The 19,741-nt window shown below is 61.4% G+C and carries 18 protein-coding genes; 2 read left to right on the top strand and 16 right to left on the bottom strand.

The window, feature by feature from the left end; genetic code table 11:
• Nucleotides 1-111: 111 nt before the first annotated feature.
• The 15 genes from nuoF to cspD all read right to left on the bottom strand — a co-directional run bounded on the left by nuoF (nt 112) and on the right by cspD (nt 16,435).
• A complete protein-coding gene (gene nuoF, locus AC3Z8Y_RS08555) occupies nt 112-1,479 on the bottom strand; it encodes an NADH-quinone oxidoreductase subunit NuoF (protein ID WP_490089300.1) in 1,368 nt (455 codons plus the stop codon).
• Nucleotides 1,476-1,973 carry an NADH-quinone oxidoreductase subunit NuoE gene (gene nuoE / locus AC3Z8Y_RS08560; RefSeq protein WP_181117788.1) on the bottom strand — a complete coding sequence of 166 codons (498 nt, stop codon included), beginning with the start codon at nt 1,971-1,973 and terminating at the stop codon, nt 1,476-1,478. Before nuoE ends, nuoF begins: the two co-directional genes overlap by 4 nt.
• A gap of 2 nt (nt 1,974-1,975) precedes the next feature.
• Nucleotides 1,976-3,760 carry an NADH-quinone oxidoreductase subunit C/D gene (gene nuoC, locus AC3Z8Y_RS08565; RefSeq protein ID WP_490089301.1) on the bottom strand — a complete coding sequence of 595 codons (1,785 nt, stop codon included), beginning with the start codon at nt 3,758-3,760 and terminating at the stop codon, nt 1,976-1,978.
• A gap of 88 nt (nt 3,761-3,848) precedes the next feature.
• Nucleotides 3,849-4,535: an NADH-quinone oxidoreductase subunit B gene (locus AC3Z8Y_RS08570; protein ID WP_181117790.1), complete on the bottom strand. Its 687-nt coding sequence runs from the start codon at nt 4,533-4,535 to the stop codon at nt 3,849-3,851.
• A gap of 10 nt (nt 4,536-4,545) precedes the next feature.
• Nucleotides 4,546-4,959: an NADH-quinone oxidoreductase subunit A gene (locus AC3Z8Y_RS08575; RefSeq protein ID WP_181123072.1), complete on the bottom strand. Its 414-nt coding sequence runs from the start codon at nt 4,957-4,959 to the stop codon at nt 4,546-4,548.
• 444 nt (nt 4,960-5,403) lie between these two features.
• Nucleotides 5,404-6,729, bottom strand: a complete 1,326-nt coding sequence (gene aceA, locus AC3Z8Y_RS08580) for an isocitrate lyase (RefSeq protein ID WP_181117792.1) — start codon at nt 6,727-6,729, stop codon at nt 5,404-5,406.
• 470 nt (nt 6,730-7,199) lie between these two features.
• Nucleotides 7,200-7,940 (bottom strand): secretin N-terminal domain-containing protein, encoded by a 741-nt coding sequence (locus tag AC3Z8Y_RS08585; protein ID WP_490089302.1) that lies wholly within the window; start codon nt 7,938-7,940, stop codon nt 7,200-7,202.
• 86 nt (nt 7,941-8,026) lie between these two features.
• Nucleotides 8,027-8,452, bottom strand: a complete 426-nt coding sequence (locus AC3Z8Y_RS08590) for a GNAT family N-acetyltransferase (RefSeq protein ID WP_181117794.1) — start codon at nt 8,450-8,452, stop codon at nt 8,027-8,029.
• Nucleotides 8,445-9,611: a ribosomal protein uL16 3-hydroxylase gene (locus AC3Z8Y_RS08595; RefSeq protein WP_490089303.1), complete on the bottom strand. Its 1,167-nt coding sequence runs from the start codon at nt 9,609-9,611 to the stop codon at nt 8,445-8,447. The genes AC3Z8Y_RS08590 and AC3Z8Y_RS08595 overlap by 8 nt, the downstream gene beginning before the upstream one ends.
• A 76-nt stretch (nt 9,612-9,687) precedes the next feature.
• Nucleotides 9,688-11,058, bottom strand: coding sequence for an adenylosuccinate lyase (purB, locus tag AC3Z8Y_RS08600; protein WP_490089304.1), 1,371 nt, complete (start codon nt 11,056-11,058; stop codon nt 9,688-9,690).
• Nucleotides 11,059-11,163: 105 nt separating this feature from the next.
• Complete coding sequence (gene hflD / locus AC3Z8Y_RS08605; protein ID WP_490089305.1) at nt 11,164-11,787, bottom strand: high frequency lysogenization protein HflD; 624 nt, start codon at nt 11,785-11,787, stop codon at nt 11,164-11,166.
• Nucleotides 11,784-12,929 carry a tRNA 2-thiouridine(34) synthase MnmA gene (gene mnmA / locus AC3Z8Y_RS08610; RefSeq protein WP_490089306.1) on the bottom strand — a complete coding sequence of 382 codons (1,146 nt, stop codon included), beginning with the start codon at nt 12,927-12,929 and terminating at the stop codon, nt 11,784-11,786. The genes hflD and mnmA overlap by 4 nt, the downstream gene beginning before the upstream one ends.
• Nucleotides 12,930-13,083: 154 nt before the next feature.
• Nucleotides 13,084-13,521 carry an NUDIX hydrolase gene (locus AC3Z8Y_RS08615; protein ID WP_490089307.1) on the bottom strand — a complete coding sequence of 146 codons (438 nt, stop codon included), beginning with the start codon at nt 13,519-13,521 and terminating at the stop codon, nt 13,084-13,086.
• Between the two features lie 61 nt (nt 13,522-13,582).
• Nucleotides 13,583-15,808 carry an NADP-dependent isocitrate dehydrogenase gene (locus AC3Z8Y_RS08620; protein ID WP_490089308.1) on the bottom strand — a complete coding sequence of 742 codons (2,226 nt, stop codon included), beginning with the start codon at nt 15,806-15,808 and terminating at the stop codon, nt 13,583-13,585.
• A gap of 375 nt (nt 15,809-16,183) precedes the next feature.
• Nucleotides 16,184-16,435, bottom strand: a complete 252-nt coding sequence (cspD, locus tag AC3Z8Y_RS08625) for a cold shock domain-containing protein CspD (protein WP_490089309.1) — start codon at nt 16,433-16,435, stop codon at nt 16,184-16,186.
• 220 nt (nt 16,436-16,655) lie between these two features.
• Here cspD and clpS point away from each other — a divergent pair, with 220 nt between their 5' ends.
• Nucleotides 16,656-17,033 carry an ATP-dependent Clp protease adapter ClpS gene (gene clpS, locus AC3Z8Y_RS08630; protein WP_490089310.1) on the top strand — a complete coding sequence of 126 codons (378 nt, stop codon included), beginning with the start codon at nt 16,656-16,658 and terminating at the stop codon, nt 17,031-17,033.
• A 31-nt stretch (nt 17,034-17,064) separates the two neighbouring features.
• Nucleotides 17,065-19,335: an ATP-dependent Clp protease ATP-binding subunit ClpA gene (gene clpA, locus AC3Z8Y_RS08635; protein WP_490089311.1), complete on the top strand. Its 2,271-nt coding sequence runs from the start codon at nt 17,065-17,067 to the stop codon at nt 19,333-19,335.
• A gap of 91 nt (nt 19,336-19,426) precedes the next feature.
• Here clpA and infA read toward each other — a convergent pair whose 3' ends face one another.
• Nucleotides 19,427-19,645: a translation initiation factor IF-1 gene (gene infA, locus AC3Z8Y_RS08640; protein WP_002553999.1), complete on the bottom strand. Its 219-nt coding sequence runs from the start codon at nt 19,643-19,645 to the stop codon at nt 19,427-19,429.
• Nucleotides 19,646-19,741: the final 96 nt, after the last annotated feature.

Consider the following 19,741-nt stretch of genomic DNA (forward strand, 5'->3'; position numbering starts at 1 on the left):
AGGTCTTCGTTGGCCCGGTTTCCCGGGCGTGGCTAATGGAAATCTTGTTCTGGGCCTGGCGCATCGCGTTCACAGGCCGGGGCGAGGCCATGCCATCGCCCTTTGGATCAATCAGGCTCCAGCAGGAATCGGCCGTGGTTGGCCAAAGCCTGGCGCCGGGTTCGCCGCTCCCACGGGGGCGATGCCGGCTTCGAACTCTTCTCGGAAGTACTTGATCGCGCTGCCCAGTGGCTCTACGGCGCCTGGTGCATGTGCACAGAAGGTTTTGCCTGGGCCCAGGAAACCTACCAGCCCCAGCAGGGTGTCGATGTCCCCCTGGGTGCCTTGGCGGTTTTCCAGTGCGCGCAGCAACTTGACCGACCAGGGAAGGCCATCGCGGCACGGTGTGCAGAAACCACAGGACTCACGCGCGAAGAACTCTTCCATGTTGCGCAGCAGCGAGACCATGTTCACCGTGTTGTCCACGGCCATTGCCAGGCCGGTACCCATTCGCGTGCCCACCTTGGCGATACCGCCAGCGTACATCTGCGCCTCGAGGTGCTCGGGCAGCAGGAAACCGGTACCGGCCCCGCCAGGCTGCCAGCACTTGAGGGTATAGCCGTCACGCATGCCGCCGGCGTAGTCCTCGAACAGCTCCCGCGCGGTCACGCCGAAGGGCAGTTCCCAGAGGCCTGGGTTCTTCACCTTGCCGGAGAAGCCCATCAGCTTGGTGCCGTGGTCTTCGCTGCCCTCGCGGGCCAGGCCCTTGTACCAGTCGATACCGTTGCCAACGATTGCCGGCACGTTGCACAGGGTTTCGACGTTGTTTACGCAGGTCGGCTTGCCCCATACGCCCACGGCGGCCGGGAAGGGCGGCTTGGACCGAGGGTTGGCGCGGCGGCCTTCGAGAGAGTTGATCAACGCTGTTTCTTCACCGCAGATGTAGCGGCCGGCGCCGGTGTGCACGAACAGCTCGAAGTCGAACCCGCTGCCCAGGATGTTCTTGCCCAGCAGGCCGGCGGCCTTGGCTTCTTCCACCGCGCGGTTGAGGTGGCGCGCAGCGGTGGTGTATTCGCCACGCAGGAAGATGTAGCCCCGGTACGCCTTGAGCGCGCGGGCGCTGATGAGCATGCCTTCGATCAGCAGGTGCGGCTGCTGCTCCATCAGCATCCGATCTTTCCAGGTGTTGGGTTCCATTTCATCGGCGTTACACAACAGGTAACGGATGTTCATGGACTCGTCCTTGGGCATCAGGCCCCACTTCACCCCGGTGGGGAAGCCGGCGCCGCCCCGGCCCTTGAGGCCGGAGTCCTTCACGGTTTGAACGATCTCGTCCTGGGACATCTGCGCCAGCGCCTTGCGGGCAGCGGTGTAGCCGTCCTTGCGCTGATATTCGTCGAGCCATACCGGCTCGGCGTCGTCACGCAGGCGCCAGGTGAGCGGATGGGTCTCGGCCGCGCGGGCAATCCGGTTGGCCGGGCCGTAGGAAGTGAGGGTCATACGTAGGCCTCCAGCAAACGGCTTACACCATCGGGCTTCACGTCGCCGAAGGTGTCGTCGTCGATCATCAGGGCCGGGGCCTTGTCACAGTTGCCCAGGCAGCACACCGGCAGCAGGGTGAAGCGACCATCGGCCGTGGTCTGGCCCAGGCCAATGCCCAGTTCCTGTTGGATCTGTGCCACCACCGATTCGTGCCCGCCGATGTAGCAGACCATGCTGTCGCACACGCGAATGATGTGACGGCCCACAGGCTGGCGGAAGATCTGGCTATAGAAGGTGGCCACGCCTTCGACGTCGCTGGCCGGGATGCCGAGGATGTCGCCAATGGCGTAGAGCGCACCATCCGGCACCCAGCCACGTTCCTTCTGGACGATCTTCAGCGCCTCGATCGACGCGGCGCGAGGGTCTTCGTAGTGGTGCAACTCGTGCTCGATGGCCGAGCGCTCGGTTTCGCTGAGGACGAAACGGTCAGTCTGGATAAGCGTACTGTTCATGCTTAGCGGTCCACATCGGCCATGACGAAGTCGATACTGCCCAGGTACGCGATCAGGTCGGCGACCATGCTGCCACGGATCACCGAAGGGATCTGTTGCAGGTGCGGATAGCTGGGGGTACGGATACGGGTACGGTAGCTCATGGTGCCGCCGTCGCTCGTCAGGTAATAACTGTTGATGCCCTTGGTCGCTTCGATCATCTGGAAGGATTCGTTGGCCGGCATCACCGGGCCCCACGAAACCTGCAGGAAGTGAGTGATCAGGGTTTCGATATGTTGCAGCGTGCGCTCTTTGGGCGGCGGCGTGGTCAAGGGGTGATCCGCCTTGTACGGGCCGGCCGGCATGCTGCGCATGCACTGTTCGATGATCCGGAGGCTCTGGCGCATCTCTTCCACGCGTACCAGGCAGCGGTCGTAGGCGTCGCCGCTTTGGGCCAGGGGCACTTCGAACTCGAAGTTCTCGTAGCCTGAATACGGCCGCGCCTTGCGCAGGTCGAAATCGCAGCCGGTAGCGCGCAGGCTTGGGCCGGTAACGCCCCATTCCAGCGCTTCGCGGGTGTTGTACTGCGCCACGCCCTTGGTACGACCGATCAGGATGCTGTTCTGCAGCGCGGCCTTGGTGTATTCATCCAGGCGCTTGGGCATCCATTCGATGAAGTCCTTGACCAGCTTTTCCCAGCCGCGCGGCAAGTCGTGCGCCACGCCGCCGATACGGTACCAGGCCGGGTGCAGGCGGAAGCCGGTGATCGCTTCGATCACGGTATAGGCGCGCTGGCGGTCGGTGAACGTGAAGAACACGGGCGTCATCGCACCCACGTCCTGGATATAAGTACCCAGGAACAGCAGGTGGCTGGTGATGCGGAAGAACTCAGCCATCATGATGCGGATGGTGTTCACCCGGTCCGGCACGGTGATGCCAGCGAGTTTTTCCACGGCCAGCACGTACGGCAGGTTGTTCATCACCCCGCCGAGGTAATCGATGCGGTCCGTGTAAGGGATGTAGCTGTGCCACGACTGGCGCTCGCCCATCTTCTCGGCACCGCGGTGGTGGTAGCCGATGTCCGGCACGCAGTCGACGATCTCTTCACCGTCCAGCTGCAGGATGATGCGGAATGCCCCGTGAGCCGAAGGGTGGTTCGGGCCCAGGTTGAGGAACATGAAGTCTTCGTTGGCCGTGCCGCGTTTCATGCCCCAGTCCTCGGGGCGGAAGCGAGCAGCTTCTTCTTCATGGGCCTGCTTGGCCAGGCTCAGGCTATAGGGGTCGAATTCCGTGGCGCGGGCAGGGTAGTCCTTGCGCAGCGGGTGGCCTTCCCAGGTCGGCGGCATCATGATGCGGCTCAGGTTCGGGTGGCCTTCGAAGGTAATGCCGAACATGTCCCACACTTCACGCTCGTACCAGTTGGCGTTGGGCCAGATGCTGGTGACGCTCGGGAGGTTCAGATCGCCTTCGCTCAGCGCGACCTTGAGCATTACATCGCTGTTACGCTCGATCGAGAGCAGGTGGTAGAACACGGTGAAGTCTGCGTCGGGCAAGCCACGGCGCTGAGTGCGCAGGCGCTCGTCCACGCCGTGCAGGTCGTACAGCATCGAGTAGGGCTTGGGCACGCCGCGCAGGAAGGCGAGTACTTCCTTGATCTGCGCGCGCGCCACCCACAGCACGGGCATGCCGGTACGGGTGTATTGGGCGGTGAAGCTGTCGGCGCCGAAGCGGTTGGTCAGTTCAACGACCACATCCTGGTCGTCAGCCTTGTAGGGCGGGATATACAGAGCGGTGTCCGCTGTTGTCATGGTGTCGGTCGCTTTCGCTTTCGGTCAACGTAAAGAATGAAGGCCAGGTGCGCGCCCGGCCCGCAAGCGGGGCAGGGCGTGCCATGGATCACACTTCGTCTGGGCTGCGCAGGTTGGTGACCTGGATACGCTGTTCGCGGCGCACGTCTTTCTGGGAGGGCATTTCAGCGCGGTATACGCCTTGATCGCCCACTACCCAGGACAGCGGCCGCCGCTCCTTGCCGATGGATTCCTGCAGCAGCATCAAGCCTTGCAGGAACGCTTCGGGGCGCGGCGGGCAGCCGGGCACATACACGTCCACGGGCAGGAACTTGTCCACGCCCTGTACTACGGAATAGATGTCATACATCCCGCCCGAGTTGGCGCAGGCGCCCATGGAGATTACCCACTTGGGTTCCAGCATCTGTTCATACAGGCGCTGGATGATCGGTGCCATCTTGATGAAGGGCGTGCCGGCAATCACCATGAAATCCGCCTGACGCGGCGATGCCCGGATAACCTCGGCGCCGAAGCGGGCGATGTCGTGAGGCGCGGTAAACGCCGTGGTCATCTCCACATAGCAGCACGAAAGACCGAAGTTGTAGGGCCACAGGGAGTTCTTGCGGCCCCAGTTGACCGCACCGCTCAGCACATCTTCGAGCTTGCCCATGAAGACGCTGCGGTGCACCTGATCCTCGAGCATCTTGTCATCGACGATGCCTTGTTTGCCCAAGGGGTAGCGCTGTTCCGGATCCTGGGGAGCATCCGGGTCGATCTTGGTAAGGTTGTATTGCATTGCCAAAGCCTCATTGTTTCAGCTTCGCCTGCCGCTTGAGACGACCTTCGGGCGCCCAATCGAGAGCCCCCACTCGCCAAAGGTAGACAAGACCCGCCAACAGAATTGCTATGAAAATGAGTGCTTCGGCAAAGCCTGCCCAGCCGCTTTCGCGGACGGACACAGACCAGGCGAACAAAAAGAGGGCTTCGATATCGAAGATCACGAACAGCATCGCGACCAGATAGAATTTTGCAGACAACCGCAGGCGCGCGCTGCCAACAGGCAACATGCCGGATTCGAAGGGGTCGTTCTTGCTTCGGCCCCAGGCCTTGCCGCCGAGCAGGCTGGAAAGGCCAAGCATGAAGGCACAAAGCCCCGCTACACCCAGAAGGAAGATGGCAAAGCCCCAGTTGTGGGCGATGAGTCCTGCTGTTGGGGTCATGCTGGCAGTCCTTAACAGAGACATAAGGCTCTGAATCGAAGAAGGGTAAAGCAGTGACGAAATGTCGCAGCCATAAGATCGGCGGATTTTATGGGCAAACCCGCAGCAAGTAAATTTGCCGCATCAAATTAATTCGTCCAATCCAATGAGTTAACGCTTTCTATCGATCGCTCAGGCCCCGCCGTCCGGGCATTCGACCTGTTTTGTTCAATGCTGTTTCCTCCGCTGCGCAATAAACTTTCGTAAATGATAATTAGTCGCAACTACTGCACTTCTACTGCTGTTTGAACGTGCTGAAGTCACTATAGTCCCGGTTTCAGTTTATGCCGTTTTCATTTGGGGGTATTGATGCAGGTCATGGCTGCGCCAATAGGGCTGCCATCTGGCGCAGGTCGCGAACAATAAAAAAGCCGCCCGAAGGCGGCCTCTGTATCACACGTGCTGTCAGTGGAACTGTTCTTCCTCTGTGGAGCCGGTGAGGGCGGTCACTGAGGACGCCCCGCCCTGGATCACGGTGGTCATGTCGTCGAAGTAGCCGGTACCCACTTCCTGCTGGTGCGCCACGAACGTGTAGCCCTTGGCAGCATCGGCGAATTCCTGCTCCTGCAGCTTCACATAGGCGGTCATGTCGTTACGGGCGTAGTCATGGGCCAGCTGGAACATGCCGTGCCACATGTTGTGAATGCCAGCCAAGGTGATGAACTGGTGCTTGTAACCCATGGCGGACAGCTCGCGCTGGAATTTCGCAATGGTCGCGTCGTCCAGGTTCTTCTTCCAGTTGAAGGAAGGCGAGCAGTTGTACGATAGCAACTGGTCGGGGTATTCCTTCTTGATCGCTTCGGCGAAGCGACGGGCTTCGTCCAGGTCTGGTTTGGCGGTTTCACACCAGATCAGGTCGGCATACGGTGCGTAGGCAAGGCCGCGAGCGATGGCCTGGTCCAGACCGGCGCGCACCTTGTAGAAGCCTTCCGGGGTGCGGGTGCCGGTCACGAACGGCTGGTCATACGGGTCGCAGTCCGAGGTCAGCAGGTCTGCCGCGTTGGCATCGGTGCGGGCCAGAATAATGGTAGGCACACCGGCCACGTCGGCCGCCAGGCGCGCTGCTACCAGCTTTTGCACGGCTTCCTGGGTAGGCACCAGTACCTTGCCACCCATATGGCCACATTTTTTCACCGAAGCGAGCTGGTCTTCGAAGTGAACGCCAGCCGCGCCTGCCTCGATCATGTTCTTCATCAGCTCATAGGCATTCAACACGCCGCCGAAACCGGCCTCGGCATCGGCAACGATGGGCGCGAAGTAGTCGATGTAGCCGTCGTCGCCCGGGTTCTTGCCGGCTTTCCATTGGATCTGATCGGCGCGGCGGAACGAGTTGTTGATGCGTTTGACCACGGTAGGCACAGAGTCGACCGGGTACAACGACTGGTCGGGGTACATGGACTCGGCGCTGTTGTTGTCGGCAGCAACTTGCCAGCCCGACAGGTAGATCGCCTGGATACCGGCTTTTACCTGCTGCACCGCCTGGCCACCCGTGAGAGCACCCATGCAGTTGACGAAATCTTTTTCCGGTCGGAAGGACGGGTGTGCGCCCTGGGTCACCAGCTTCCAGAGCTTCTCTGCGCCCAGTTTGGCCAAGGTGTGCTCGGGTTGGACCGAGCCACGCAGGCGGACGACATCGGCGGCGGTATAAGTGCGGGTTACCCCTTTCCAGCGTGGGTTTTCCGCCCAGTCTTTCTCAAGGGCCGCTATTTGTTGTTCGCGTGTCAGTGCCATGGGGTGAACCTCGTCGCATAGGTCTCGTAAGGGTGTCAGCTCCACCCGCAGGTGATACGCCAATCAGGGCAGCGGCAGGGGCCGTGGGGTGCGACGGGAAGTTTGCGAGGGGCGAACGGGCGGTTCGACGAACCAGGGCGAACTGAGCTGCGTGTAGTGTGGGGCTCAGGCCACTCCAGATCGCGCGAAACTGGCATGGGTGCCATCAGCGCTTCCGTCCCTCGGGACAACTTCGTTCCAGTCGCAACCCCGTCGGACCGCCTTATGGGCCGTGCTGACACAGGAACGGCCTTCGGGATGGTGAAGGCACGCGCCGGAGGCCTTGGTTCAAGGCCCCTGATTAGCGGGAGCGAGGCCATCATGCCTTCGGCGAAATGCATCGTCAAACGTTTTGTAGTGTTTTTTTAAAGGCACTACATTTTCTTGAGGATACGACTGGAGGGTCACGAAAAGGCCCTGGAGTCGGTACTTCAGGGCAGGGCATCGACCCGCACGCGCAGGGTCATGTCATCGTGGCCCTGGGTGCTGTAATACCGGGTACCGCCGTTGCGCTCGGCCTGGCTTTGCCCATTGATCCCAGCCACGGTTATCCATTGGCCAAGCGGTCCGCTTACGCGGGTGTCGGTGCTCTGCACGTTCACCACATCCGGGCGCTCCTGGCTCATTCGGTCGTTATTGGCGCTGATCGCCAAGTGCACGGTGTCGCCGGTTACGCTGGCCGTCACGTAAAAACCCTGGGTCACGTTGCGATATTCGGTCTGGGTTTCAAGACGCCCATATCCATCGGTTTGCGCGGTGGTAAGCGGTACGCTCTGGCCTACCTGGATCAGCGCAGGGGTGCCTTCGCTGGCCTGCACTTGCTGAAGGCCGCCGGTGCGGTTGGCCGTGCCGTAGCGGATCACCCGGCCATTGCCAGCGCCGCCGCCCGAGCTGTGGTTACTGTCACTGGTATCCACGCTGATCAGCAGGCGGCGCGCTGGCGCATCGATGCGCTCCATCAGCGCACTCAGCTCATCCAGCTTGCCTGGCTCGGCATTGACGACCAATTGATTGCCCAGTGCGCTGACACTGCCTTGATTGCCAAGAAAGCTTCGAATCAGCGGGAGTACTTCTTCGCTGGTGCGGTAGTGCAGGTCCAGCACCTGGGTAGCGGCTTGTGTGGCCGAGGCGAGGGCCAACAGGGCAAGGAAAAACAAAGGGCGCAGCGGCATGGCAGGTTACTCCGCAAGGTCGAGCCCTGAGTATGAACCAGGGCGGACCATGACGGAGCCCCAGCCGGGGCTTGAATATTCGCGACCTAGGCTATGTGGCGCAGCATATCCACATGGGGCAAGCCGGCTTCGAGAAACTCTTCGCTGACCACTTCGAACCCAAACCGCTGGTAGAACGCGGTGGCGTGAACCTGCGCCGTGAGTTTCAGCTCGCCGATGCCGCGCACGCTGGCCTCTGCGATCACTGCTTGCATGAGAGCATCCCCCACGTGCAGGCCGCGCCAGTCCTTGAGCACAGACAGCCGCCCTACATAGCCGTCCGGCAGCAGGCGCGCGGTACCAATGGCAAAGTCTTCCTGCTCAGCAAGGAAGTGGATCGCGGTTTCGTCGTCCGAATCCCACTCCTGCTCGGGCGGCATGGCCTGTTCGGCCACGAAGACGCTTTCCCGAATGTGGTGGATCTTCGAATAGTCTCGATGCCAATCGGCCAGCCGGACGCGCAGGTCATTCATCGGCGAACCCCAGGCTGCCCTGCATCACCAACTGGCTGAGGAGGGTAACAGCGTCGTCCTCGCCCAGCCACGGCGCCAGGTTTTCCGCGTGCAGCGCGTCGGCGGAACATACCTGTTGCAGCAGGCCGCGAAGGTTGCCTGGAAGCAGCCGGCTTTGCCCGCTGGCGAACAACATCAACTCGCTGTCCATCTCCGACCACGCAAGGCGCGCGCTGGGATTACGCACCAGCACCGCGCCCTGGCCCAACGCCTCCAGCAAGTCGGCCTCGCTGAGCTCGCTACCGGCCACGCGTTCGGCGTACCGGGGTTCGGTCATGAACTGGCCGAACCAGGTGAGCAGCAGGCGGTCGTCGCTCATGTGGCGGGCGAGCAAGTCCTTGAGCCGCGTGAGTGCATCATGCTGGATCTGGCTTGGATCTACTGCCGGCTTGATGTCCGGGTCACTGTAGCGCTCGTCATCAGGAATGAACTGGCTCAGGAAATCCGTGAAGTGGGTCAGCACTTCGCTGGCGCTCGGGGCGCGGAAGCCAATGCTGTACGTCATGCAGTCATCCACGGCCGTACCGTAATGAGCCAGGCGCGGGGGAAGGTAGAGCATGTCGCCGGGCTCGAGGGTCCAGCTTTCGTTCTCCTCGAACTCGGCGAGGATGCGCAGGTCGGCGTGCTCCAGCAGCGGGCTGTCGGCATCACACACCTGGCCAGTGCGCCAGGTGCGCTGGCCCAGGCCCTGGAGCAGGAACACATCGTAGTGGTCGAAATGTGGCCCAACGCCCCCGCCAGGCGCGGCATAGCTGATCATCACGTCATCGATGCGCCAGGTGGGCAGGAAGCGGAACGGCTCCAGCAGAGCGCTGACTTCAGGCACGAATTGATCCACGGCCTGCACCAGCAGGGTCCAGTCCTTGGCGGGGAGGTTGGCGAAAGCGTCTTCGGCGAACGGGCCGCGGCGCAGCTCCCAAGGGTGATCCCCATGCTCGAGGACGATGCGGGACTCGATTTCTTCTTCCAGCGCCAGGCCGGCCAGCTCATCGGGGCTTATCGGGTTCTCGAAATCGGTGAAGGCCTGGCGCACCAGCAGCGGTTTCTTCTGCCAGTAGTCGCGAAGAAATTCCTGGGCTGTCAGGCCGCCTAGCAGTTGAAGAGGTTTATCGGAAGACATTGATAACTCGTTGTAATTTATGGATATACACAATAAAAAACGCCCGGCCAGGCCGGGCGCTTGCACGATGTTTCAATCAGACGCGGCGCGCCTGTTCGGCAGCGTTGCCGATGTAGGTCGCTGGCGTGAGGCGAGCGAGCTCGGCCTTGGCAGCGGCCGGCATGTCCAGGCCCTCGATGAACTCCTGCAAGGCCTGGACGGTAATACCCTTGCCCCGGGTAAGCTCCTTGAGCTTCTCGTAGGGGTTTTCGATGTTGTAGCGGCGCATTACGGTCTGGATGGGCTCGGCCAGTACTTCCCAGCAGGCGTCCAGGTCCGCGGCGATGCGCTGCGCGTTGATTTCCAGCTTGCCGATCCCCTTCAGGCTGGCCTCGTAGGCGATCACGCTATGGGCAAAGCCCACGCCCAGGTTGCGCAGCACGGTGGAATCCGTGAGGTCACGCTGCCAGCGGGAGATTGGCAGTTTGCTCGCCAGATGCTGGAAGAGGGCGTTGGCGATCCCGAGGTTGCCTTCGGAGTTCTCGAAGTCGATCGGGTTGACCTTGTGCGGCATGGTCGAAGAGCCGATTTCGCCAGCAACGGTGCGCTGCTTGAAGTAGCCCAGGGAGATATAGCCCCACACGTCCCGGTCGAAGTCGATCAGGATGGTGTTGAAGCGGGCGATGGCGTCGAACAGCTCCGCAATGTAGTCATGCGGCTCGATCTGCGTGGTGTAGGGGTTGAACACCAGGCCCAGTTCGTCCTCGATGAAGGCGCGGGCGTTGGCTTCCCAGTCGATATCAGGATACGCCGAGAGGTGGGCGTTGTAGTTGCCCACCGCGCCGTTGATCTTGCCGAGCAGGGGCACGGCCGCGATCTGGGTGATCTGCCGCTCGAGGCGGTACACCACGTTTGCCAGTTCCTTGCCCAGGGTGGTGGGCGAGGCCGGCTGGCCGTGGGTGCGGGACAGCATAGGCACGTCGGCGAAGCGGTGAGCCAGTTCGCGCACGGCTTCGGCAATTTGCCGCATCAGCGGCAACAGCACGGTGTCGCGGCCTTCGCGCAGCATCAGCGCATGGGACAGGTTGTTGATGTCTTCGCTGGTGCAGGCGAAGTGAATGAATTCGCTGACCTTGGCGAGCTCTGGCAGCCGCTCGGCCTGCTCCTTGAGCAGGTACTCGATCGCCTTCACGTCGTGGTTGGTGGTGCGCTCGATTTCTTTCACGCGCTCGGCATGCTCGAGCGCGAAGCCGGTGGCCAGTTCGTTGAGCAGGGCGTTCGCGCCTTCGGAGAACGGCGGTACCTCGCCGACCTGCGGGTGAGCGGCCAACCGCTGCAGCCAGCGCACTTCGACCATGGCGCGGAAGCGGATAAGGCCGTATTCGCTGAAGATGGGGCGCAGGGCCTCGGTTTTGCCGGCGTAGCGGCCGTCAACAGGGGAAACCGCAGTGAGCGAAGAAAGCTGCATAGGGTGTTCTCGGGCAGTCGGGCAACGAAAAGGGCGCGTATGATACACGAAAAACCGCCTGGCTCGCTGACCAATCGGGCCAGCTAGCTGTGCGGGGGCGGGATATCACCCGTCCCGCAGCATGGGGTACAGCTCGCGCAACAGCTTGCGCCGGCTGATCAACAGCTGCCAACGGTGGCCGCCGAGCTGTCGCCACAGGCGGGCACAGCGGATACCGGCCAGCAACAGCGCGCGAATCTTGGACGCGTTGCTGGGCTGCTGGAGGTGACGCATGTCGCCGTGCACCTGAATGCGCTGGCGCAGAGTGCTGAGGGTGTCCTGATACAGGCCGCCGGTGGCAGCGATCACGTTCTCATGAGCTGGCCCGAAGTGTTCGACCTGCGCCTGGATCTGCGGTAACCGCTTGCCGATGGCATCCAGCATGGCGGGGCGTTTTTCCAGCTGCCGCTCGAGCGTCACCATCGACAGCGCATAGCGCAGCGGCTCGCGCTGAAGGCTGGTGGGGTCGCGCTCTAGCGCCGCAGCCAGTGCCCGGTACCCCTCGCGCAGTTGCTTATCGTCGCCACCGAACACCTCCAGGGTGGTCTTCGGGTCGCGCACCAACAGCGTGCCGAGCATGGCCGCCAGCTCCGCTTCGCTGACCTGCCCGGTCTTGGCTATGCGGTCTACCAGCACGGCTGCCTGGAACACGCTCCCCAGGGCCATGAGCTGCTCATGCACCTTGCTCATGAGGTCGCTTCCTGCTGCGCTGCGCAATGCGCCGCTTCGATCACGCCGCCACCCAGGCAGATATCCCCATCGTAGAACACCACGGATTGGCCGGGCGTCACGGCCCGCTGAGGCTCGTCGAAGGTAACCCGGTATCCGCGGGCGGTGAGTTCGAGCGTGCAGGGCTGATCGGCCTGGCGGTAGCGCACTTTGGCGGTGAGGCGTCGTGGCTGCGACAGGTCGATAGGGTTTACCCAGAAGATCTCGGAGGCTTCGAGCGATTCGGCGAACAACCAAGGGTGATCGTTGCCTTGGCCCACGATCAGCTCGTTGCGGGACAGGTCTTTGGCCAGTACGTACCAGGGCTCGTCGCCGGCGCCTTGCAAACCGCCGATGCCCAGCCCCTGGCGCTGCCCGATGGTGTGATACATCAGGCCATGATGGCGGCCGATGACGTCGCCGTCGGTGGTCTTGATCTCGCCCGGTTGTGCGGGGAGGTACTGCTTGAGGAAGTCACTGAAGCGGCGCTCGCCGATGAAGCAGATGCCGGTGGAGTCCTTTTTCTTGGCTGTGGCCAGGCCATGCAGGTCGGCGATGGCGCGCACTTCGGGCTTTTCCAGCTCGCCCACCGGGAAAAGGGTGCGCGCGATCTGCTCGCCGCCAACAGCGTGGAGGAAGTAGCTCTGATCCTTGTTCGGGTCCAGGCCCTTCAGCAGTTCGGTGATCCCGTCGCGGTCACGCCGACGTACGTAATGACCGGTGGCAATCAGGTCCGCCCCCAGGCCAAGGGCGTAATCCAGGAACGCCTTGAACTTGATCTCCCGGTTGCAAAGGATGTCCGGGTTGGGCGTACGGCCGGCCTTGTACTCTTCCAGGAAGTGCTCGAACACATTGTCCCAATATTCGGTGGCGAAATTGGCCGTGTGCAGCTTGATGCCGATTCGGTCGCACACCGCCTGCGCGTCGGCGAGGTCTTCGCGGGCCGTGCAGTATTCGGTGCCGTCGTCTTCCTCCCAGTTCTTCATGAACAGCCCTTCCACCTGGAAGCCTTGCTGCAACAGGAGGAGGGCGGACACAGAGGAGTCGACGCCGCCGGACATGCCGACGATCACGCGCGTATTACGAGGATCCTTGTAGGGATCGTGGGAAACGGGCTCACGCATGGGCTTGAATAGGTTCTGGTGTAAAACGCGACAGTCTAACAGGCTGGGCTCTTATAGAACAAAGCTGTTGTGGCTGCAGCAGCGCACCCTGTGGGAGCCGTAGGCGTAGCTCGCGAATAGGCCTTTGAGAAAGACAGTGAAGCCCCTGCCGGGATTAGTCGCGAACCACGTCAAGGCTGTGCACGGGTCCCGCCAGATAGTCATCGAGGCATCTCAGGACCAGGTCGCTACGCCATCTCTTCGGCTCGGCGGCCAGCTCGTCACGGGTCAGCCAATGAGTGGCCGTGATGTCGCGGTCCAGTGGGTGATCCTTGCGACGTACAGGGCGTGCGGCAAAGCACACGCGCTGATAGGTCACGCCATTGGAGGGGGCGGTGTACAGGTAGATGCCGACCACGCCGGTGAGCTCGACCTCCCAGGCAGTTTCTTCACGGGTTTCACGCAGCGCGGCTTCGCGCAGGGTTTCGCCACGCTCGAAGTGCCCCGCGGGCTGGTTCAGCACCAGTCGGCCCTCCTTGTGTTCTTCGACGAACAGGAAGCGGCCGTCATCTTCGATCACGGTGGCGACGGTAATGTGGGGGTGCCAAGTCATAAAGTGTCCAGTTTCAAAAGAAATAAAAAACCCCAGCTGGGCTGGGGTTTTGTGAAGCGGGTTACTTCAGCGAGGCGATAGCCTCATTGAGCGTTGCGCTCGGCCGCATGGCCTTGCTGGCCAACTCCGGCGTGGCGAAGTAGTAACCGCCGATGTCTACCGGTTTGCCCTGCACGCCATTCAGTTCGCCAACAATAGTCGCCTCGTTGTTGCTCAGCGCTTCGGCCAGCGGCTTGAAGCGCGCCTGCAGGTCGCTGTCGGTGGTTTGCTCGGCCAGTGCCTGTGCCCAGTAAGTGGCCAGGTAGTAGTGGCTGCCGCGGTTGTCGATACCGCCGACCTTGCGCGATGGCGACTTGTTGGTGTCCAGGAACTTGCCGGTGGCCTGGTCAAGGGTATCCGCCAGAACCTGGGCCTTGCTGTTGCCGTAGGTGGTCGCCAGGTGCTCGAGCGAGGCAGCCAGGGCCAGGAATTCACCCAACGAGTCCCAGCGCAGGAAGCCTTCCTCGTTGAACTGCTGAACGTGCTTGGGCGCGGAGCCGCCAGCGCCGGTTTCGAACAGCCCGCCGCCGTTCATCAACGGCACGATGGACAGCATCTTGGCGCTGGTGCCCAGCTCCATGATCGGGAACAGGTCGGTCAGGTAGTCGCGCAATACGTTACCGGTGACCGAGATGGTGTCCTTGCCTTCGCGGATGCGTGACAGGGACAACTTCATGGCCTCGACCGGCGAAAGAATCTGGATGTCCAGGCCGTTGGTGTCGTGGTCTTTCAGGTAGCGCTGCACCTTCTCGATCAGGGCAGCGTCGTGGGCGCGAGCGCTGTCCAGCCAGAAGATGGCAGGCGTGCTGCTGGCGCGGGCACGGTTGACGGCCAGCTTGACCCAGTCGCGGATCGGCGCGTCCTTGGTCTGGCACATGCGGAAGATATCGCCGGCTTCAACGGCCTGCTCCATGAGCACGGAACCGTCAGCAGCCAATACGCGGACCACGCCATCGGCCTTCACCTGGAAGGTCTTGTCATGGGAGCCGTACTCTTCTGCCTTCTGGGCCATCAGGCCAACGTTCGGCACGCTGCCCATGGTGGTTGGATCGAAGGCGCCGTTCACCTTGCAGTCTTCGATCACGGCCTGGTAGATGGTGGCGTAGCAACGGTCCGGGATCACGGCCTTGGCGTCCTGCAGCTCGCCTTGGGCGTTCCACATTTTGCCCGAGTCACGGATCATTGCCGGCATCGAGGCGTCTACGATGACGTCGCTCGGCACGTGCAGGTTGGTGATGCCCTTGTCCGAGTTCACCATGGCCACCGCGGCGCGCGCGGCATAGACGGCTTGCACGTCCGCTTCGATTTCGGCCTGCTTGTCGGCTGGCAAGGATTTGATACGTGCGTACAGGTCGCCGATGCCGTTGTTGCTGTTGAAGCCCACTTCGGCCAGGGTGCTGTCGTGCTTCGCCAACGCGTCCTTGTAGTACTCCTCCACGAACTGGCCGAACATGATCGGGTCGGAAACCTTCATCATGGTGGCTTTGAGGTGCACGGAGAACAGTACGCCTTGTGCCTTGGCGTCTTCGATCTGGGCTGCGACGAATGCGCGCAGGGCCTTGCGGCTCATCACTGCACTGTCGATGATCTCACTGGCCTGGACCTTGGTTTTTTCCTTCAGAACGGTGGTAGTGCCGTCTTTGCCCACCAGTTCGATGCGAACGGCGCCGTCGGCCTCGATCAAGGCTGCCTTTTCGCTGCCGTAGAAGTCGCCGCCGTCCATGTGCGCCACGTGCGCCTTGGAGTCGCTGGCCCAGGCGCCCATCTTGTGGGGGTGCTTGCGGGCGTAGTTCTTGACCGACAGCGGGGCGCGGCGGTCGGAGTTGCCTTCGCGCAACACCGGGTTCACGGCGCTGCCCTTGATCTTGTCGTAGCGGGTGCGAATGTCCTTGGCTTCGTCGCTGTCGGCAGCGTCCGGGTAGTCCGGAACATCGAAGCCCTTGGCTTGCAGTTCCTTGATCGCTGCCTTCAGCTGCGGTACCGAAGCACTGATGTTCGGCAGCTTGATGATGTTGGCCTCGGGCGCGGTAGCCAGTGCGCCCAGCTCCGCCAGGTCATCGGACACGGCGCGGTCGCCCAGGCGCTCAGGGAAGGCAGCGAGGATGCGGCCGGCCAAGGAAATGTCGCGGGTCTCGACGGCGATGTCGGCGGTGCGGGTAAACGCCTCCACGATGGGCAGGAGGGAATAGGTGGCGAGGGCAGGGGCTTCGTCGGTGAAGGTGTAGATGATCTTGGATCGGGTGGGCATGTCGGGTTAACTCTCTGTTTTGCTGAGCATGCTAAGCATCTCGTTACGCAGGGTAGGCGCTTTCGGTGGCGTGCACGGAAAGTCGAGAGGCCTCGCGGTGATGTTGGGTGCATCAGTCGAGCGTCAAACGGCCGGGCCGAGGTGCTGGCCCGAACGGGTTCACATACGTGCGGTGGCGCCCCTTGCGTGGAGGTTCGCCGCCATGACCCAGTGGTCACCCGGCGGAGTATATCAAACCCGTGGAAAGGCGCACCTGGCTTCGCCCGATGCTGGGCCGCGGCGATGTAAACAGGGGGTAGGGGCGAGAGTCAGTGCAAGGGCTTGCGCGACTGGCCACCCCGGGGAGAGGCAGCCAGCCATCAGTGAGACGCTGCGTCAGGCGTGCGAGGCTGAAGACGCGTGAGAAGGAGCGGCAACTGTTTCAGTCACCGGTGAAATGCCCACGGCATGCATGCCTTTAGGACCTTGGATAATGTTGAATTTCACGGGTTGCCCGGCCTTGAGCGTTTTGTAACCTTCCATTTCGATAGCCGAGAAATGGGCGAAGAGATCTTCCGATTTCCCGTCCTCGATGATGAACCCGTAGCCCTTGGCATTGTTGAACCACTTGACTTTACCGCTTGGCATGCTCATATCCCTCTGCAAAGGACCCCATTGCTGGAGTATCATCCACCTCGTTCGCGCACCGGCCGAAAATTTATTTGACTGTGCGGACCTTTCTTCCCCAATGTGGGTTCTACTGTTTGTAACACCGTTTTGCCGATAGTCAAGGTCATGCGGCGGCCGAGTATCAATCTGGACAACGTCTCACCACAACCTTCAATCGCTCAACGATGAACACTTCGAAATGCATGCAACCAACCATACTCGTCTAACCTTCAAGCAGTCTCGGCTCGGTCCCGACAGCCCCGCCCCTCTGGAAGATGATTCCGCCGGAGTGGCAGTACAGGAATCCAAACCGACGCTGCAGGCGCCGCCGATGTACAAGGTGGTGCTGTTCAACGATGACTACACCCCGATGGATTTCGTGGTAGAGGTGCTGGAGCTGTTCTTCAACCTGAATCGCGAGCTGGCGACAAAGGTGATGCTGGCGGTACATACGGAAGGGCGTGCAGTCTGCGGGCTGTACACCAGGGACATCGCGGAAACGAAGGCCATGCAGGTGAATCAATACGCCAGGGAAAGCCAGCATCCGCTACTCTGTGAAATCGAGAAGGACGGTTGAAATCCGGCCACTTGGGTTATGAGGTGAAGCTATGTTAAACCGCGAGCTCGAAGTCACCCTCAATCTGGCCTTCAAGGAGGCTCGGTCTAAGCGTCATGAGTTCATGACCGTCGAGCACCTCCTGTTGGCCTTATTGGATAACGAAGCCGCTGCTACCGTGCTACGGGCATGCGGCGCAAACCTCGACAAGCTCAAGCACGACCTCCAGGAGTTCATTGACTCCACCACTCCGTTGATTCCCGTTCATGATGAAGACCGCGAAACCCAGCCAACACTGGGGTTCCAGCGCGTGCTCCAACGCGCCGTGTTTCATGTGCAGAGTTCGGGCAAGCGTGAGGTCACCGGCGCCAATGTACTGGTAGCCATTTTCAGCGAACAAGAAAGCCAGGCTGTCTTCCTGCTCAAGCAGCAGAGTGTCGCCCGCATCGACGTGGTCAATTACATTGCCCATGGTATTTCGAAGGTGCCGGGTCACGGTGAGCATTCGGAAGGGGAGCAGGAAATGCAGGACGACGAGGGTAGCGAATCCTCTGCATCCGGCAATCCGCTGGACGCTTATGCAAGCAACCTGAACGACCTTGCGCGGCAGGGTCGCATCGATCCGCTGGTAGGCCGGGAGAGCGAAGTCGAGCGCGTGGCTCAGATCCTCGCTCGTAGGCGCAAGAACAACCCATTGCTGGTAGGCGAGGCGGGGGTGGGTAAAACCGCCATTGCCGAAGGCCTTGCCAAGCGCATCGTCGACAGCCAGGTGCCAGACCTGCTTGCAAACAGCGTGGTCTACTCGCTGGACCTTGGCGCCTTGCTGGCCGGTACCAAGTACCGCGGGGACTTCGAGAAGCGCTTCAAGGCGCTGCTTGGCGAGCTGCGCAAGCGCCCGCAAGCCATCCTGTTCATCGACGAGATCCACACCATCATCGGTGCAGGCGCGGCGTCGGGCGGCGTGATGGATGCGTCCAACCTGCTCAAGCCACTGCTTTCCTCGGGCGAGATCCGTTGCATCGGGTCTACCACGTTCCAGGAATTCCGCGGCATCTTCGAGAAAGACCGTGCGCTGGCGCGTCGTTTCCAGAAGGTGGACGTCACCGAGCCTTCGGTGGAAGACACTATCGGGATCCTGCGAGGTTTGAAAAATCGCTTCGAACAGCACCATAGCATCGAGTACAGCGATGAAGCCCTGCGTGCAGCGGCTGAGCTGGCTTCGCGCTATATCAACGACCGTCACATGCCCGACAAGGCTATCGACGTGATCGACGAAGCAGGCGCCTATCAGCGGTTGCAGCCGGTCGAAGCCCGGGTCAAGCGCATCGAAGTGGCGCAGGTCGAGGACATCATTGCCAAGATCGCGCGCATTCCCCCGAAGCACGTCAGCAGCTCCGACAAGGAATTGCTGCGTAACCTGGAGCGCGACCTCAAGCTCACGGTGTTCGGCCAGGATGCGGCCATCGACTCGCTGTCTACCGCGATCAAGTTGTCTCGCGCCGGCCTCAAAGCGCCGGACAAGCCTGTAGGTTCGTTCCTGTTCGCAGGGCCTACCGGCGTGGGCAAGACCGAAGCCGCGCGGCAGTTGGCCAAGGCGCTGGGTATCGAGCTTGTGCGGTTCGACATGTCCGAATACATGGAGCGCCATACCGTGTCTCGGCTGATCGGTGCCCCTCCAGGGTACGTAGGATTCGATCAGGGCGGTTTGCTGACCGAAGCCATCACCAAGCAGCCTCACTGTGTACTGTTGCTTGACGAGATCGAGAAGGCGCACCCGGAAGTTTTCAACCTGCTTTTGCAGGTAATGGATCACGGCACCCTGACCGATAACAACGGCCGCAAGGCGGACTTCCGCAATGTGATCCTTATCATGACCACCAACGCCGGCGCGGAAACGGCCGCGCGGGCATCCATTGGCTTCACTCACCAGGATCATTCCTCGGACGCCATGGAAGTGATCAAGAAGAGCTTCACACCGGAGTTCCGCAACCGCCTGGATACCATCATTCAGTTTGGTCGCCTCAACCACGAAGTCATCAAGAGCGTGGTGGACAAGTTCCTTACCGAGCTGCAGGCCCAGTTGGAAGACAAGCGGGTTCTGCTGGAGGTTACGGATGCCGCGCGCAGCTGGCTGGCTGCCAGTGGCTACGATGCCCAGATGGGTGCCCGGCCGATGGCCCGGCTTATCCAGGACAAGATCAAGCGGCCGTTGGCCGAAGAAATCCTGTTCGGGGAGCTGGCGGAGCATGGCGGGGTGGTGCATATCGATATCAAGGACGGTGAGATGACCTTCGATTTCGAAACCACGGCTGAGATGGCCTGATGCGATAGCGGCGGGGCCAGCCTCGCCGCCATTTGTTTTTCAGGCGCAAACGAAAAGCCCGGCGTATGCCGGGCTTTGTCGTTTCAAGCTTTTAGCGAGCGCGGTACGTGATCCGGCCCTTGCTCAAATCGTAAGGGGTCAGCTCCACGCGGACCTTGTCGCCGGTCAGGATTCGGATGTAATTCTTACGCATCTTTCCAGAAATATGCGCGGTAACGACGTGCCCGTTTTCCAACTCCACGCGGAACATGGTGTTGGGCAGGGTGTCGACGACAGTGCCTTCCATTTCGAAGCTGTCTTCTTTCGACATGCAGTAAAGCCCTCGGTATCCAGTATGTGGCCCGGTGCAACTGCGCCAGGCAAAAGCGGCGCATATTGTGCCCGAAAAACAGACCTTGCGCCAAGG

The sequence above is a fragment of the Pseudomonas sp. 3MAES_34.3B genome, from assembly GCF_058145875.1.